Raw genomic sequence first — 16,344 nt, forward strand, 5'->3', positions numbered from 1 at the left:
TTATTTTTTATTTACCGACTCTGTTCTGTAAAGCAGCAGGATATCGTTCGCCTTGGATGGTAATTGCTGAAGCAGCCTGGTTGATCTCCCGTATTTCCTTTGTATCTAGCTGAACAGCAATGGCGTCAATATTTTCCTTCAGGCGATGTAGTTTTGTCGTTCCCGGGATTGGGGCAATCCATGGTTTCTGAGCAAGCAGCCATGCTAATGCAATTTGCGCTGGAGTGGCATCTTTTGCACTTGCTATCGTTTTTAGGAGATCTACAAGAACCTGATTCGCTTTGCGATTTTCTTCCGAGAAACGTGGTACGATGTTACGGAAATCCGTCGGGTCAAATTTTGTCGTTTCGTTGATTGCGCCGGTTAAGAAGCCTTTTCCCAAGGGGCTAAAGGGCACAAAACCGATCCCAAGCTCCTCCAGTGTAGGGATGATCTCATTTTCAGGTTCACGGTAAAAGAGCGAGTATTCGCTCTGCAATGCCGCTAGGGGCTGCTCTGTATGTGCTCGACGGATCGTTTCAGTTCCCGCTTCAGAGAGTCCCCAATGTTTTACTTTACCTTCAGCAATCAGATCGCGGATGGTTCCGGCCACCTCTTCAATAGGGATATTGGGGTCGGTGCGGTGTTGATAGAACAGGTCGATTCGGTCCGTACGCAGACGTTGGAGGGAAGCTTCAGCAACTTTTCTGATTCTGGCAGGACTGCTGTCCAAACCTTTTTTTGAATCGCCATCTTCGAAACCAAACTTAGTCGCGATCACCACATGGTCTCTGAATGGCTCCAATGCTTGTCCAAGTAGGGTTTCATTGGTAAAAGGGCCATAACATTCAGCGGTATCGAAAAAGGTGATTCCAGATTCAAAAGCAGCGCGGATTAATTGAATTGCCTCTTTTTCGTCCGTAGCCGGACCATAGCCAAAACTCAAACCCATGCAGCCTAATCCAAGTGCGGACACTTCAAGTCCACTATTTCCCAGTTTTCTTTTTTCCATTTTAGTATCAATTTAATGTTTTAGATATCAAGTTTTCTTTCACTCAGCGATCTGACCACCTTAGGGTCCCGGTGATCAAAAAATAGACTTTCTCCAGTGTCCAGGGATCTTATGGCATCCATTTCCTTCTCTGTCAGTTCGAAATCGAATAGCTGGAAATTTTCGCCTATTCTTTCTTTACGAACAGATTTGGGGATAGCAATGATGTCCCGTTGCACAAGCCATCGGAGGATGACCTGTGCAACAGTTTTATTGTAATTTTCTCCTATTGACTTAAGGACTCTATTATGGAAAATATCGTTTTTCCCCTCTGCAAAAGGACCCCAGGATTGGGTCTGGATATTATTTTCGTTCAGGAAAGCTTGATTTTGAATTTGCTGTTGAAAAGGATGTGTTTCGATCTGGTTGACAGCCGGAGTGAAACCACTATTGACAATGAGATCCATCACCCTGTCCGGCTGGAAATTAGCAGTCCCGATAGCCCTTATTTTACCGGCTTCATAAAGTTCCTGCATCGCTTTCCACGATCCAAAGATATCGCCATAAGGTTGGTGGATCAGATACAGATCGAGATAGTCCAATTGCAGTCTTTCCAACGAGCGGTGAAAAGCGGTCTTGGTTTTCTCATATCCCGTATCCTGAACCCACAGTTTGGTCGTGATAAATAATTCTTCACGTTGGATAGCGCAATTTTTTATCGCTTTTCCTACTGCTTCTTCATTCAAATAAGAGGCCGCGGTATCAATTAGCCGGTATCCAGTTTCGACGGCATCAATAACAGCACGTTCGCATTCTAAGGCATCTTTTATCTGGAAAACACCGAAACCAAGGATAGGCATTTCAATTCCGTTATTTAGTTTTACTTTATACATCATGAAAATCGTTTATGTAGTATACAATCCAATGATAACAAAGTTCGGTTTTGCAGGCTAAGGTTTTGGTAGATGGATTACGGATAGTTCTACCAATATTACGGATTCAATACATTATTGGATTTCAGTTTTGTAAATTTGTTTCATAGCATTCAGGCAAATGGAAGAGATCATCAATTTTAAGAGTATTAGCGAATACAATAATTTCAATAACAATGAAACATTGCATCCTTTGGTCAGTGTTGTCGATTTGAGCAAAGCTGATCCTCGTAAACTGTCAAAGCTCAGGTATGAGTTCTATACCGTGTTTTTTAAAGAAATAAAATGCGGAGATCTCCGGTATGGACTTAAGAATTATGATTATGAAGAGGGAACATTGATATTTTTGGCTCCGGGGCAGGTCATTGGGGAGAATGGCACGGAATTCTACCAGCCTCAGGGGACAGCATTGGTATTTCATCCAGAGCTGCTTTATGGTACTTCGTTGGCAAAGGAGATTGCCAACTATACGTTCTTTTCCTATTCAGCTAGCGAGGCGCTTCATCTTTCCGAGCAGGAGAGGAGGGTCATTATGGATTGCCTCAACAAAATAAAGCATGAACTGGTTCATAGTATCGACAAGCATACCAAAAAGCTCATTGTCTCCAACATCGAGCTTTTCCTAGATTATTGTCAACGGTTTTATGACAGACAATTTATAACGCGCGAAAATGTTAATAAGGGTATTATAGAAAAATTCGAAGAGATTTTGAATGCTTATTTTCAGTCAGATGAACCACAACAATACGGTCTGCCAACTGTGGCCTACTTTGCTGAACAATTATTTCTTTCTGCCAACTATTTTGGTGACCTCGTTAAGAAAGAAACAGGGAAGACTGCGCAGGAATATATTCAGAATAAGTTAATCGAGATTGCCAAGGAAAAAATATTCGATTCGAATAAGACTATTAACGAAATTGCATTTGAACTTGGTTTTAAATATCCGCAGCATTTTAGTCGCTTATTTAAAAACCGTGTCGGTTATAGCCCAAATGAGTACCGGAATGTCAATCTGAATTAGTTTTAAAATGAGAAGCCTTGATATTCTGCTCATTTAAAAATTACAAGAATAGCAGAGGCTATGGTATATCCTTCGTCTTGACCATCAAAAGTGAGGAGGAGCCAGTGTCTGTTCAATTAGAAGCTATTTCTTGCGACAGGTTATCATATTTAGGGCGCCATCCCAATTCTTTTCTGGCTCGGTCAGAATTGACAAGGATATTTGAACCTAATCCAAAATGTGCCATTATTGGTCCCCAGAGAGCAATGGCATCCATTATTGAAATTTGTTCAATAGTGTCCTGTTTATAGCCTAAACCATAGACCCTGAAGCGTAAGGATAGCAATAAATGAGCTTTTCAGAAATGTTAATTGAGCTTCAGCGTAAAGAACTTACTTTGCTTATTTACTACTTTTGTGAAAAAAATAGCATATTATTCGATGGAACACGCTGATAAATTAAAAACGATAAGTTATTGGGGTATCTTCCTTTCTTGCTTTTCAGACTTTAGCGAAAAATGTATTCATGCTGCGCCTGAACATGTATTAGTGTATGTATATTCAGGTGAACAGATTATTGAAGATCGAAACAAGAAAATTAAGATAAAAGCTGGAGAATGTGCGTTTATTCGGCGTAACCATCGTTTGTTGATGTATAAAAATAGCAAGGGGAATGATCTGTATAAGGGGATTTCATTAACATTCAACCGAAGTGTTCTAAGGGAGTTTTACAGCCGGCTGAATAAATCTAAGCTTCCTAAACAAGAAGCATTTTCAGATAAAAATGTATTTAAGATAGAACCAAAGCCAGATATTGCGAGTTTGTTTAATTCGCTTACTCCATATTTTGAGGAAAATGTAAAACCGACGGAAGAAGTGACACATTTGAAACTGCTCGAAGGTATTTATGCTCTACTCAATAACGCTGATGTTTTCTTCCCGATATTATTTGATTTCGCTGATCCTTGGAAGATAGATATGTTGGAATTTTTGAATGATCACTATATGGATGATCTGACAATGGAGCAAATTGCGGCCTATACCGGTCGAAGCCTGGCAACATTTAAACGTGACTTTGCAAAAATTAGTACGCTAAGTCCTCAAAAATGGTTGATAAAAAAGCGGTTGGAATCGGCGTATGTCAAATTAAAAGAAGAAGGTAAAAAGGTGCAGAATGTATACGTTGAAGTAGGCTTTAAAAACCCGTCCCATTTTTCAACTGCATTTAAAAAACAATATGGTATAACACCTTCTGAAATCTAGTTTGATGAATTAATCTATTCCATTTAGGGATCGACAATAGGGATGAAGAAATATTTTATTATTTCCTAACAGGCCAAAAGATTGAAAAGCAATCGAACAATTGCCAAAAACAACATACTCCGAAGAGCAAGCAGTGTAAGACTTGAACAAATAAAATTCTTCAGAAAAAAGTAATAGTGCGAAGAATTACTGAAATAGATCATCTTTTTTCTTAGAACAACAACGTCCAATCTTTATCGGATTGGGCGTTATTGTTCTATTTGGGTACCTACTGTATCTTGATCTTAGTAGATATTCTGATACCGTTGACCATTCAGATTCGAACAGCCATAATTACTAAACACTAATATATTTTTTGAGTACTTCAAGAAGGTCTGCCCGCCGTATCGGTTTGGGAAGAAAGTCATTCATTCCGGATTCAAGGCATTTTTCTTTTTCCCCCAGCACATTTCCAGCGGTAACGCCTATGATAGGTATATGTTGATATGCAGACAGCATTCTAATATGTTGTGTTGCCTCAATACCACTCATGATCGGCATTTGTACATCCATAATAATAAGGGAAAACTGCTTTTTTTTGCATTCTTCCAAAGCCTGTAAACCATTAGCTGCTTCCGTTAGAAGTATATTGGGAGCAAGAGACTTCATTATCCTATTGTTCAGGACCATATTCACTGGGTTATCATCAACCAAAAGTACGTCTAACTCTCGCGCAAATGCATGCGAATCTTTCTCAGTCTGATCCTGAATAATTTCTATTACTGTACTTCGGTCTACCTTTTTAAGGGTTTTGTATAGATCATGTGATTTTATAGGCTTCAATAGCAAATGTGTATTTTCTATTTTCCTAACCGATGTAAGTATATCCAATTCTTCCGAAGAAGACGAAAGTACTATAAATGGAGCAACTTCTTTTCGCTGATTTAACAAGCCTTTTATTTTTTCTATTGTTTCCAATCCGGACATGATAGGCATATGATAATCCATCAGAATGACATCGAACCGCTCACCTTTCAACATGATATCCAAGGCTTCCATTCCATTAGAAGCTAACGTGGATTTGATATTTTTATAGGTAAGCATGTGTTCAAGAATAATCCTGTTGCTTTCATTATCATCCACCACTAAGGCAGTTTTAATTGTCGTTTCATCCTCTTCTTTCCATTCAGACATTTCGTAAGGAACCTCAAGATCGAAGAAAAATACAGAACCGCTGTCCATTTCGCTGGTCAGCGACAAATGACTTCCCATATATCCCAAGATATTGTTCGAGATGGTTAGTCCCAGTCCTGTGCCGCCAAATCGTTTACTGATTGAACTGTTTTCCTGGGTAAAGGCATCAAAAATATATTTCTGTTTCTCTATAGGAATGCCGATTCCAGTATCTCTTACCGAGAAGCGCAAGGCAATCGTATGATCATCCATGCGCAATTTCTCTACTTTTAGTTCGATCTCGCCCTTTTCTGTGAATTTTACAGCATTTCCTAACAGATTGATCAAGATTTGTTTTAATCTGACTTCATCAATGAAAAGTATTTTTGGGAGGCCAGGCTCAACGTTGAGAAGAAGTTCGATGTTTTTTTTCTGGGATTGATAAAGAATAACATTGATGACTTGGCTTAACATATCATACACATCACTTTTTTCAATCAAAAGGTCCATTTTTCCGGATTCTATTTTAGAAAAATCCAGTATATCATTGATGATGCTAAGGAGGTTTTCCCCTGATTCATTGATGTAATTTAGATATTGCGTCTGTGTTTCATTCAGTGGTGTCCGGAGGAGGAGGTCTGAAAAACCAATAACTCCGTTCAAGGGAGTACGGATCTCATGACTCATATTGGCCAGGAATTCGGATTTTGCCCTGCTGGCTATATCTGCAGTTTCCTTGGCATTTTTCAGTTCCTCGTTTATTTTTACGGCATTTGTAATATTCTGTATGGAAATAATTATACCTCCAACCTCATCTTTTGTAAGATACCAGGGTCCGACTTTAAGATCGTAATGTTGAATTTCTTCTTTTCCTTCCACCTTTAGTGCAAAATCCCCGTCGATGTACGTTTCTCCCAAAAGCGCATTCCTGTAAATCTTTTTTCTTTCTTCGGGAATATTGGGCGATATTGTAAACAGGTTATTGCCGATAAGGTCGACATTATTCATACTAAATTCATCTCGCCATCTGCTGCTGACGGCAACGTAGTTAAGGGCTTTGTCAAGCATCGCCAAAGGAATAGGAACATCTGTAGCACAGGACTGCATCATAGCTTCCTTCTGAGCAACTTCCAGAAACATTTTTTTGAAGGCATCAATGTTCTGAATAATTCCAAAAACCCTGTGGCAAACTTCATTTTCAAATTCGGGAATTCCTTTTACTCTTACCCAGATGGTGACACCGTCATTACGCAGAAGTTGTAGCTCCTCATCAAAAGAGATCCCTTGTTGTACTGCTCTGTTGAATAGAAATTCTATTCTCTCTCTGTTTTTTCCTTCGTAAAATCCAAGGGCATTTTCAAAGGTTGGTTGGAAATTAATGTTAGTTTTATGAATTTCTCGTACACTTTGAGACCAGGTGAGCTTTCCGCTCTTTATATTGACTTCCCAGCCTCCCACTTGGGCAACCGCGCTTGTTTCCTCGAGCATTTCCTTCGTATAAAACAGATCTTTTTCCAACTTATCGCGGCGCATAATGTCCGATTTTAGTTGAATATAAACGAAAATGGTGACGCCAATGGCCGCAACCGCTGAAAAGATAATGAATAAAACGGTCCGTTTGGTGGAGTTATTCAGATCTTCATTTTTTAGGGCAAGCTGAACTTCCTCGTGTTTTACAAATTCCTGAACGAGCATTCGGCATTTATCCATGGCCATCTTGTTTTGAACAAGTTCCTCTGGAGTCATTACTATTCCCTTAGTACGATTATCAATCAACAAGACATATTCTTTCATCAACCTGTCTGAGGTATGCAGCAGTTCATGAAGGATATTAATCTGGCGTTTATCGTTAAGATTAAATTTATCTTTGTTAGCAACAAGCAGCGGATATTCATTCCTGCTTTTATTGAAAGGTTCAAGAAAATTTTCACGGCCGGTAAGCTGATATCCCCGATTGCCTGTTTCGGCATTTAACAGCGTGTTTACAATATCTTTTATTAAACTGATAGACTCCTTCGTTTTTAAGAGGCTTTTCCTGCTCTCCATCTGGTTATGTATGCTAATATAAGATGCTATAGAACCCGCAATCAGTAGTATCAAAGAAAGCATTACACCTATCTGGAGATTTCTTATAATTTTTTTTGGCATTGGTCGGTAGTTTACTGTTAAGATACTAAAAAAGTAGAATTGTATCTCTAATCAGTCAGTAATATTTGATGGCTTTCATCATGTTTCTACGAGATAGCTGATATTGGAGATTTCACCTATTGAGATCATGCGATTCCACTTTAGCTAGCCTGAAACAACAGCTTTTCTGCCGATAGCGTTTATTATTTTTTGTATTTTGTTATTGCATAACCGTCAAATCTTATTAATTCTAATTCTTCCTTTCCTTTCGGTATGTTGTAATAAAAGTTATAAAATTGAACAACTTTACCGCTAGGGAAACCTTTGGTAAATTTTGAAGTTATTGCCGATTGTTTGATTATTTCTGAATTCTTTTTCACAAGAGTTGCCATTGTTCCGTTTCCATAAATTTTGACGTCGCAACTATCCTTTGGTAGCAATGTAAAAGTATTTGATAGAAGAGCTTCTCTTTCTTTTAATATCCATTCTTTTTTCATCCCTCGTAATTGTGCCACCTCAAATTCTGCGTTTTGGATAATTTCCAAAACGTTATTGCTATTTTTATCATTTAAATCTTTCGTCAGGTTGGTAAGAGCACTATACAGGTTGTCAAGTAGTTCTGTTGAATTCTTTAATTGAACTGATTTATTTAAGGAAGATAGTTCGACAGGAATTTTGGCATTAAACTTTATCGTTTTCAAGAAGTAACCACTTTTAATGTTTTCTTGAGTAATATCATCATCTGATAATTCATAATTTACTAAAATATTTTCTTTGGGAAAATCTGATTCATTGGAAATGATTGATATTCCTTGGGCTGACCTGACTAATAGAATTTTTAAAATCGGATTTCCTTGCTTTTTATAATTGGATAAGTCAATTAGTATTTTTAACTCTTGTTCGCCATTTTTGTTGATCGCAATGTCAATAAAGTTTGGAATTGTGTTTCCAAAGAATTCAAGCCCTTTGACTACAGGATAATCATTTATTGAGATTTCAGTAGGATAATAAAACGTCGGTTGGATACCATAGTTGCTCTTGTCCGCATTATATTTTAGTTTATCCAAAATTTCTGTCTTACTTTCTTGTCCTTTACAAGAGGCTAAAGTCAGTAAAACAATAATTGATAACATATATTTTTTCATAAGTCAATTTTGTTGGAGCGTGTTGGTTTAATATTTCGGCCAACGCTATTCAACAGCTTTCCGATATACTAGCCGTATTGCTTAAGAAGTATTGGTAATTGTCAAATGTAAAAATATCAATTTTTGCAGTGTAAACCGTTTACAATTCGCTGACTATCGTTTAAAATTCGTTAAAAAGGATGTTATTCAATTTCATATGTTGTTCTGTGATAACATACTTATCGATACAATACACATAAATAATAGCTTACGAACCCAGGAAATTCCCATTGTATTTCTATATAACTAAGTAGCTAATTTACATAACTAATTTGTATCTTAATGCAACAGTTCTCTGTGAAAAAATCAATAAATACTATTTTTTTGATGATACTAATTATTAGACTGTCTTGCTTCTCATGCATGATTTACGGACAGAAATATTTTGATTTAGACCTTTCAGGACGATATGAGTCTTATATAGGACGATATATTATGCGATAAAATGAGGTATACTTAAGTTTTATTATAAGTTCTTAGGCCATTGTCAATTTAAAGGGGCATAAAAGCCCCAGTGAATTGCAGCATAAAATACCAGATGCCTCTAGACGGTTTTAAATACCCAGCTGAAAGAACTGGAAGACCATGAACTTATCAGCAAGAAAATTTATCCTGTTGTACCACCAAAAGTAGAATATTCACTCACAGATTTTGGAATGACGCTGATCCCAGTAATTTCCGCACTTGGATATTGGGGAGACCAGAATGAAGATAGACTGAGAAGAGTAATTTTAAAAAGAATTTCAGAATGATAAAAAGGGTGAGGATAGTCGCCTTTTTCAGAATAGGTGGGTATGCAAAATTTACCACTGTTCAGCGAATCGTAATTTTCTGCTCACGGATTTTAAATAGAGGGCCATGGGTATTGTCGAATACCTTATTTTTATTTTGGAATAATAGAGAGCTGCAACGGAATAAACTAAAAAAGTTATTGCTATGCTTAGTGCTTACATCTGAACAAAGGGTTATGAAATCAATTGGCAAATTTCTTCAATGGTCTGTGGCTGCTGCCTTCATCTTTGTCATCGTTTTCTGGGGCAACAGTTACCGTTATTTTGTTTACGCGCTGGTATGCTCTTCTCTGCTTTATTTCCCTTTGCAAAAAATAATCCTTAGCAAATTAGGTAAAGGAGATGGTCGGGATGAAGTCCGCTATAATGTGAATGGAAAGCGCATAACAATGCGAAGTGGCAATCGCATAGCGTTTGTTGTTCTGTTGGCAGCAGTGTATGTTTTAATAATTTCCGTTTTTTCTGTAAGTCCATCTTTGGAGCGTAAAGAGTTTGCGCGGACGCATCCGAGCTGGATTGCAACAGCGCCCGCTATCATAAACTTCGAATCTAAAATACATAGAGGCAAGACAAAATACGCCTATTTAAATGTCGAATACCGATATACTGCCAATGGACAGCTATACTTGCGGAAATTAGATAAGGCGGAAAAGCAGTATGCATTTTTACCTATTGTGAGCCAGCGACGTTTTGAGCAGATGCGAACCGAACTGCTGGATAGAGCAAATGGAATAATAACTAATAAGGAATACATATTGTTTTACAATCCACAAAATACTGAACAGCAGAAGTTTTGCCTTGCAGACGATTCTTTTTATCTGCAGGGATCTTGGCTGTACGATATATTGTTTGTCTATTTATTACTATTCTTATTCATTGTAATCATCGCGTTTTTGTTTAGAAAAGACTACAATAATAGGATGAAAAAATCTAATTCGACCATTCATTATTACCGTCGTACAGATTATTATGAAAACAGGTAAAGTTTGCGTACTACAGGATTAATTTAGAATGTCTAAACTGGTTTCTGCTTGGAGATTTCTACTTAAAAAGCAGCTGTTTGTAAAAATTGTCTTATATTTCATTTCAATTTTTACCGTCGGCCACTTTGATTATGGAAATTAGATCCCTGGAAAAAATAGATCCTGAAATTTTGTTTTATGCATTTCAGAGAGCTTTTGCCGAATATGAAATGCAATTGGATAAAAGTCAGCTCTTGGCTATGCTCAAGAGGCGCGGTTTTAGGCCTGATCTTTCCTTTGGGGTTTTTGACGGTGATGCTATCGTATCTTTCACCTTTAACGGGATCGGTGATTTCGATGAGGTTTTAACGGCTTATGATACGGGGACAGGTACTCTTAAAAATTATCAGGGACAAGGACTTGCCACATCGGTATTTAATTATTCGATTCCCTATCTGAAGAAGGCTGGAGTCCATAATTATCTGCTGGAAGTACTGCAGCATAATAAAAGTGCCGTATCGGTTTATAAAAAGATCGGCTTTACTGTGGTCCGAAAGTTCTTTTATTTTAAGCAAAAGATTGAGGCAATTACTTTATTGGCCAAAAGTTCAACCTTTAATATAAAACCAATAGATATTTTTGAATATACTGAAATTGAAACTTTTTGGGATTTTAAACCATCCTGGCAAAATAGCATTGAATCAATTCGTAGGTCTTTCGACAATTTTATTTGCACAGGCGTTTTTTCAGAGGATAAGCTGATTGGATATTGCGTATTTGAGCCAGGATCAGGAGATATTACACAACTGGCGGTAAATAAAGAACACAGAAGAAAAGGTGCTGGTACCCTATTGCTTCAGCATATAATAGAGACTATGCAAACTGACGCTATAAAAATTATCAATACAGACATTAGCTGTGAATCTATGACAGCTTTTCTGAAATCCGTGAATATTGAACCAGTTGGAAAGCAATATGAAACGATCAAAAGGCTGTGACAAATTTCCGATTCCTTTTTTCTTTTCTCACGATCCCATTTTCTTTTTTGTTTAAAAAAAGGAAATTAATAGGGATGCAAAACTACTTGTTGATTTAAATATCAGGTAACGATGCAGATGATTTTTTTATTGTCTTTTCTAAAAAATTAACGTTGATGAGTGAGGATTTGAAATAGGAAACTATTTACCAAGTCTAATTATTTCATTTTCAATATCATGGTAAAGCAGGATTTTCCATTGTTCTTCTTGTGCTCTTTGCTTCCAAATGATCCGTTTTTCCATTGCTTTTTTGCCATCATAATCAGTTTTAAATGCTATTTGATAGTTTAGATATCCCATTTGAGGAAGATTGTCTGCACCATAAAAAGCGGTTTCTCCATCTTCCTTAATCCAGAAAACCTGATGATAAGGGGTATGTCCGCCAGTCACTTCGAAATCAATTTCTGAAGTAATACTTCCTTTATCAGAATCCATCCAGACAATATTGGCATTCTCAACAATGAACTTCAAAACATCCAAATCAAAAGAAGGACTCCCTTCTTTTGAGAGCGCAAAATCATATTCACGCTTTTGCAGATAGACTTCGGCATTTGGAAAATTAAGCGTCCAATCATTTTTCTCTCTATTCACAAGTCCGTCAATGTGATCTTTGTGCAAATGAGAAAGCATAACTAGCTTGACATCTTTTGGTTGGAAACCTGCTTTTATCATGTTGCTATGAATTTTTGGGATACCGTTTCCCATCCAGCCTAATCCTGCATCTAGTAGCACTAGATTGCCAGCTGTTTCAATAAGAAAAGGCTGCACCGCCATCTTTAAATTTTTATCGTTTTCCGTATCTTCTAGATAGGTGAAATTTTTGTTCTTATCTACACTGAAATCACCGTCTTTTAAAGGATATATTTTCATTTGTTGTTATTTAATCTCACTTATGCTATTGACCGATAAAGCGTATTAAACAAAACTAAACATCCCAAAAGCAAAATCCTCATTCTATTGAATTAATTACGGTTCCCGTAGAGATATCAACGAAATTTCAAGACGGAATACCCAATTCTTGATTTTTCAACATTTACCCTTAATACATGTTTAAGAATGGTCTAAAAAGCTATTGGATTTGAAAGTTTATTGAATTTTCCAAATCATCCTTTTCTAACTCAAGAAAGTAACTAGAGAGAATTGCAGCGATTGAATAGCAGATTATTGGTTACATAACTCCAACGGTATTAAATAAATAGATTGTGGCGCCAATGCCAAGAATTGTGGTAGAAACCAAAATTAGTTGTAACCATTTTGTGCCCATTTTACTATGTTTGTTAAGCCCGTAGATGACTAAAATAGATAAGTAGGGTGGGTAAAGAGAAGACAAGACTTACCGCAGGTAGCATGAGTGTAACCACCACTACTTGATCTGACTTTGGCTACGCCTAAAAATTGTCAGATATCATTATCGTCCAAATAATTTTGATAAAAATCCTTTTTTAATTGGCTTCTCAATTCCCCAAATTAATTCCGTTTCGTGTCGTTTTGCTTTGTCAATGTTCGGCCCGAATTTGCCCCACGCAAATCCGCTCTGAATTTGTTTGTTTCTCAAGTCTGCAATTACAAAATTGTCAGGAAGTGATAGTGCAAAGTTTTTCAAAGTTGTGTCTTTAGATTGTCTTGCATTTTCAAGTTCAATAAATCCATCTCCTTTGCTCCAAATATCCATAACCACTTTTTCGTGAATAATATCAAGGTTTGACTTATTCCCATTTTTTCCAAAATCGTCGATTTGTTCTATAAACTGAGTTAAGTTGTCCGAGTGTTTTACGATTACAGCTGGGGCGTGGCACACATAAAACACGCTTCCCCAACTTCCACTGTTGTCAACATCTAAAATCCAAAAATTTCCGAGTCCGTCTCCCGCAAGTTGAACTGAATTAGGAAAAAACTCTTCAAATCCAAATTGACCTACTCCGTCAAATGTGACTTCTTCAAATCCGAAAAATTCAAAACCGCTTGCAAATTTTAGTAATTCTCTTATCTCTGGCGGAATTTGTCCTGTCGGCAGTCGTCTGACTAATTCGTCAATCTGCTGGTTGGTCAAACCTTCTTTTAGTTCTACTTTATATTCGTCACCATCTTCTGAAATATATTGTTCTGTCAAAATGGACGTCAGTCTTTCTATTGGTGTCATAAATTCAATTTTGTTGTCTTGGTGTGTTTTGTTATGCTTGCAGCTAACTTTTTGCTAATACCTTGTTGGTGGTAGTTTTTTATTTAATCCACTTTTCTATTATTTCAATGAATGGGTTTTGCTGGTCAACAAATGGATAATGCGAGCAATTGTCAATTGTCTTGAAATTCTGTTTTCCAACTATTTTCTTCATATCACTTAATTGCTTTTCTGAAAAGATTTTGTCTTGCAAACCATAAATTGCAAATAATTTTACATTCTCTTTTTCTAGTTTTTTTAAAATAGGTTTGGTGTCAATATTATTTTTGTTTTCATTTTTATAGAACAAAATAGGGGCGTCGTCATTTCGGATATTGCTTTTTCCATATTCACTATTTTCATAATTTTCCCGCAATTGGTTTGCTTCATTTGTCGGAAATGGCATTTTGAAATAGTTGTTCATACTTGCAATTTCATAACATTGCTTTCTGTATTCAGCCGAATTTTTAGCTAATCTTTCAATTTCAGAAATTTTGGAAAGCATTAAAGTGTCATTCTTTTTTTTGTAGATTTTTCGTGTCGTTTCCAAAATATGGTTATACGTTTCTTGTTGGGAAAAAAGTGCACCTGCAAGAATTAATGAACTTACTTTTTCAGGATTTTGTTCTGTAAAAAGTGTTCCAACCAAACCACCAAAACTATGAGCAATGATATTTGCTCTTTTGATGTTATATTTTTCGTAAATGCTATTTAAATCACTAATTGCTTCTTGAAAAGTAAATGTTGCAGTTGTGTCGATTGAACGACCTTCACCACGTCTGTCATAAACGATAACATAAAAACCTTTTCCGGCTAAATTTTCTGCAGTTGTTCCCTCGAAGAGTGTCGAGTTTCCTCTTGGTCCGCCGTGAATGAAAATTATTGTCGGATTTTCACTCTTTCCGTATGTTTTTGAGTAAATCTTTTCCGTTTGAGCTTTTCCAATTATTGATGTTAGCGTACAAAAAAGTAGTAAAAAAATTTTTTTCATTTTAAGGTGCTATGTTCAGTTATGAATTCAGATAAAATTATCGGCAATGGGGCAACGACTTGGCGAAGTAGTGTAGCCGTATCGAAGATACGAAAGAGGAGCTGTTTTGCCAAGACGCTTATTGTAAGTTTATCTTCGTAAGTCAATCATCACCGCATAGATCCACATCGGCTCTGTTTGACCTGCTCGTTCAAAAGCGTTCTTTTTATAAAAGTCGATTGCCTTTCAGGCGGCAGTAAGTGTTATGAAGAAATGTTACTGTGTTAAAGAAAACTGCTGTAGAGTGTTATATTTAACGTTTTACCCTTAGCTACCTGGTAAGAACCAAACCCCCAGCCATAGTTACCATATGTCTTGTGGTGAACAATAAAATCAAAAATTTGGTTAGCTGGTACTTTTAGGCTTACGCATCCATTTTTATCCGTCAGCCCTTTCAGCGTCGAGCTTTTTACTATATCCGCGATATTATCAGAGGTGACATGGATCTTATTGACAGGAAATGCCACGACTCCCTGATCTTGGATAGGGGTGCGGGTTTCGTACGATAGTAACTGAATTATCAGGGTGCCCGAAAAATCAGTTACCTTTGTTGTCTTTTTACGTTCTATACCCGCTGTAATCTGTACATATTCATCGACGCTGTAATCGTTGTTATTTAATTTTATAGAATCTGTCCTTAGTTGATAATTATTAGGTAACAAATCCGTAAAATTGATTTCGCCAACACTGCTCGTAATAGCTGAATCTATCGGTGAATTAGGATCTTGCTTGCTCCCAGGGTTATAAATGTAAACTTTGAGACCAGACAATCCCTTACCAGTATCGTCTGTCAATTTGTAGTTTAGTTTTCCCGTAATTTCCCCTTCCGCCAGTTTGACAACGACCTCCTTCTGACAGGAGACTGTTGCAATCAACAGTGTGAGCACAATAAAAAAATAGCCTTTCATATCATTAAAGTTTTTTATCAGCTAATTATTGATAAAAACCTGCAAAATAGTTCATCGTCATACCTTTTTGAATGGATGTTGTGCCCCAGTTAAGGTTTGACAAGGTTGTTATATTATAGAGTAAGACGACATAATCTTTGCCAGATGCGATCTTTAATGTAGCAATTCCATTTTCGCCAGTCACACCTTTAAATTCTGCGTTAGCTAAGTTTTTTGAAATATATTGCTCATATTCGTAGTTATTAACAGGAATGATGAGAACACCTATATTTTTTGCGGGTTGATTCGTGTTATAGGAAGTTACTTTAACGACTAATGTTCCTGAAAAGTCTGTCACTTTGGTCTCTTTGTTCTTTGTCATACCAGTGGTGACCTGAACATAATCTCTAACAGTATAATTTACATTGTTTACTTTTGCCGAATCAGCGACTATTAGATAACTTTTCGGATTTAGATCACCAAAATCAACTTGGCCGTTTCCGTCGGTGCGACGCTCATCGATTAATATACTGTTGCTTGCATAATAGCTGTCCAAGTGATCAAACAAGGATATCTTTACATTAGATAGGCCTTTACCGTTTGCGTCAGTTAATTTGTAAGTAAGTTTTCCACTATTGGAGAGAGACATCTCTACCTCGGTTGTTTTCTTACAAGATACAAATGCTATCGCTATAAGCATTAAATAGGCTAATTTTAATTTCATAAATATTAGTTAATTGTTTAAGGTTGCAAATATATCACTTTGGTTACTATGTTGTGCTTTTTAAACGAAATAGTGTAAAATAGTTTTGCCGACAATAGTCGGTAAATTTCCAACTATCTTTAGCCAAA

14 protein-coding genes are annotated in these 16,344 nt (G+C 36.8%); 5 read left to right on the forward strand and 9 right to left on the reverse strand.

Annotated features, from left to right (window positions below; translation table 11 throughout):
• Positions 1 to 7: 7 nt before the first annotated feature.
• Positions 8 to 991 (reverse strand): aldo/keto reductase, encoded by a 984-nt coding sequence (locus L1283_RS17825; protein ID WP_088161981.1) that lies wholly within the window; start codon positions 989 to 991, stop codon positions 8 to 10.
• A 20-nt stretch (positions 992 to 1,011) separates the two neighbouring features.
• A complete protein-coding gene (locus L1283_RS17830) occupies positions 1,012 to 1,866 on the reverse strand; it encodes an aldo/keto reductase (protein ID WP_232475549.1) in 855 nt (284 codons plus the stop codon).
• A 157-nt stretch (positions 1,867 to 2,023) separates the two neighbouring features.
• Here L1283_RS17830 and L1283_RS17835 point away from each other — a divergent pair, with 157 nt between their 5' ends.
• Positions 2,024 to 2,923 (forward strand): helix-turn-helix domain-containing protein, encoded by a 900-nt coding sequence (locus L1283_RS17835; protein ID WP_088161980.1) that lies wholly within the window; start codon positions 2,024 to 2,026, stop codon positions 2,921 to 2,923.
• Positions 2,924 to 3,342: 419 nt separating this feature from the next.
• On the forward strand, positions 3,343 to 4,164 hold the full coding sequence (locus L1283_RS17840) for a helix-turn-helix domain-containing protein (protein WP_088161979.1): 822 nt from the start codon (positions 3,343 to 3,345) through the stop codon (positions 4,162 to 4,164).
• Between the two features lie 336 nt (positions 4,165 to 4,500).
• Here L1283_RS17840 and L1283_RS17845 read toward each other — a convergent pair whose 3' ends face one another.
• Both L1283_RS17845 and L1283_RS17850 read right to left on the reverse strand, forming a co-directional pair.
• Positions 4,501 to 7,362 (reverse strand): response regulator, encoded by a 2,862-nt coding sequence (locus L1283_RS17845; protein WP_208734102.1) that lies wholly within the window; start codon positions 7,360 to 7,362, stop codon positions 4,501 to 4,503.
• Between the two features lie 284 nt (positions 7,363 to 7,646).
• Positions 7,647 to 8,588, reverse strand: coding sequence for a hypothetical protein (locus tag L1283_RS17850; protein WP_088161977.1), 942 nt, complete (start codon positions 8,586 to 8,588; stop codon positions 7,647 to 7,649).
• A 644-nt stretch (positions 8,589 to 9,232) separates the two neighbouring features.
• Here L1283_RS17850 and L1283_RS17855 point away from each other — a divergent pair.
• The 3 genes from L1283_RS17855 to L1283_RS17865 all read left to right on the forward strand — a co-directional run bounded on the left by L1283_RS17855 (position 9,233) and on the right by L1283_RS17865 (position 11,378).
• Positions 9,233 to 9,379: a winged helix-turn-helix transcriptional regulator gene (locus tag L1283_RS17855; protein ID WP_232475804.1), complete on the forward strand. Its 147-nt coding sequence runs from the start codon at positions 9,233 to 9,235 to the stop codon at positions 9,377 to 9,379.
• Positions 9,380 to 9,594: 215 nt separating this feature from the next.
• A complete protein-coding gene (locus tag L1283_RS17860; RefSeq protein ID WP_075993134.1) occupies positions 9,595 to 10,401 on the forward strand; it encodes a hypothetical protein in 807 nt (268 codons plus the stop codon).
• A gap of 131 nt (positions 10,402 to 10,532) precedes the next feature.
• Complete coding sequence (locus tag L1283_RS17865; RefSeq protein WP_145327130.1) at positions 10,533 to 11,378, forward strand: GNAT family N-acetyltransferase; 846 nt, start codon at positions 10,533 to 10,535, stop codon at positions 11,376 to 11,378.
• A 180-nt stretch (positions 11,379 to 11,558) separates the two neighbouring features.
• Here the strand turns inward: L1283_RS17865 and L1283_RS17870 are convergent, their stop codons facing one another.
• The 5 genes from L1283_RS17870 to L1283_RS17890 all read right to left on the reverse strand — a co-directional run bounded on the left by L1283_RS17870 (position 11,559) and on the right by L1283_RS17890 (position 16,216).
• Positions 11,559 to 12,287: an MBL fold metallo-hydrolase gene (locus L1283_RS17870; protein ID WP_075993132.1), complete on the reverse strand. Its 729-nt coding sequence runs from the start codon at positions 12,285 to 12,287 to the stop codon at positions 11,559 to 11,561.
• Between the two features lie 538 nt (positions 12,288 to 12,825).
• Complete coding sequence (locus tag L1283_RS17875; protein WP_145327131.1) at positions 12,826 to 13,557, reverse strand: SMI1/KNR4 family protein; 732 nt, start codon at positions 13,555 to 13,557, stop codon at positions 12,826 to 12,828.
• Between the two features lie 79 nt (positions 13,558 to 13,636).
• Positions 13,637 to 14,566: an alpha/beta hydrolase gene (locus L1283_RS17880; RefSeq protein ID WP_088161934.1), complete on the reverse strand. Its 930-nt coding sequence runs from the start codon at positions 14,564 to 14,566 to the stop codon at positions 13,637 to 13,639.
• 263 nt (positions 14,567 to 14,829) lie between these two features.
• Positions 14,830 to 15,513, reverse strand: coding sequence for a hypothetical protein (locus L1283_RS17885; RefSeq protein WP_075993129.1), 684 nt, complete (start codon positions 15,511 to 15,513; stop codon positions 14,830 to 14,832).
• A 25-nt stretch (positions 15,514 to 15,538) separates the two neighbouring features.
• On the reverse strand, positions 15,539 to 16,216 hold the full coding sequence (locus L1283_RS17890; RefSeq protein ID WP_088161933.1) for a hypothetical protein: 678 nt from the start codon (positions 16,214 to 16,216) through the stop codon (positions 15,539 to 15,541).
• Positions 16,217 to 16,344: the final 128 nt, after the last annotated feature.

Origin of the sequence: Sphingobacterium sp. HSC-15S19 (genome assembly GCF_050433745.1) — a bacterium.
Classification (GTDB): Bacteria; Bacteroidota; Bacteroidia; order Sphingobacteriales; family Sphingobacteriaceae; genus Sphingobacterium; species Sphingobacterium siyangense.

Excerpts from the sequence above, each read along its gene's own strand:
- L1283_RS17825 (WP_088161981.1), bottom strand. The coding sequence starts at position 991 with ATGGAAAAAAGAAAACTGGGAAATAGTGGACTTGAAGTGTCCGCACTT.
- L1283_RS17830 (WP_232475549.1), bottom strand. The coding sequence starts at position 1,866 with ATGATGTATAAAGTAAAACTAAATAACGGAATTGAAATGCCTATCCTT.
- L1283_RS17835 (WP_088161980.1), top strand. The coding sequence starts at position 2,024 with ATGGAAGAGATCATCAATTTTAAGAGTATTAGCGAATACAATAATTTC.
- L1283_RS17840 (WP_088161979.1), top strand. The coding sequence starts at position 3,343 with ATGGAACACGCTGATAAATTAAAAACGATAAGTTATTGGGGTATCTTC.
- L1283_RS17845 (WP_208734102.1), bottom strand. The coding sequence starts at position 7,362 with ATGGAGAGCAGGAAAAGCCTCTTAAAAACGAAGGAGTCTATCAGTTTA.
- L1283_RS17850 (WP_088161977.1), bottom strand. The coding sequence starts at position 8,588 with ATGAAAAAATATATGTTATCAATTATTGTTTTACTGACTTTAGCCTCT.
- L1283_RS17860 (WP_075993134.1), top strand. The coding sequence starts at position 9,595 with ATGAAATCAATTGGCAAATTTCTTCAATGGTCTGTGGCTGCTGCCTTC.
- L1283_RS17865 (WP_145327130.1), top strand. The coding sequence starts at position 10,533 with ATGGAAATTAGATCCCTGGAAAAAATAGATCCTGAAATTTTGTTTTAT.
- L1283_RS17870 (WP_075993132.1), bottom strand. The coding sequence starts at position 12,287 with ATGAAAATATATCCTTTAAAAGACGGTGATTTCAGTGTAGATAAGAAC.
- L1283_RS17875 (WP_145327131.1), bottom strand. The coding sequence starts at position 13,557 with ATGACACCAATAGAAAGACTGACGTCCATTTTGACAGAACAATATATT.
- L1283_RS17880 (WP_088161934.1), bottom strand. The coding sequence starts at position 14,566 with ATGAAAAAAATTTTTTTACTACTTTTTTGTACGCTAACATCAATAATT.
- L1283_RS17885 (WP_075993129.1), bottom strand. The coding sequence starts at position 15,513 with ATGAAAGGCTATTTTTTTATTGTGCTCACACTGTTGATTGCAACAGTC.
- L1283_RS17890 (WP_088161933.1), bottom strand. The coding sequence starts at position 16,216 with ATGAAATTAAAATTAGCCTATTTAATGCTTATAGCGATAGCATTTGTA.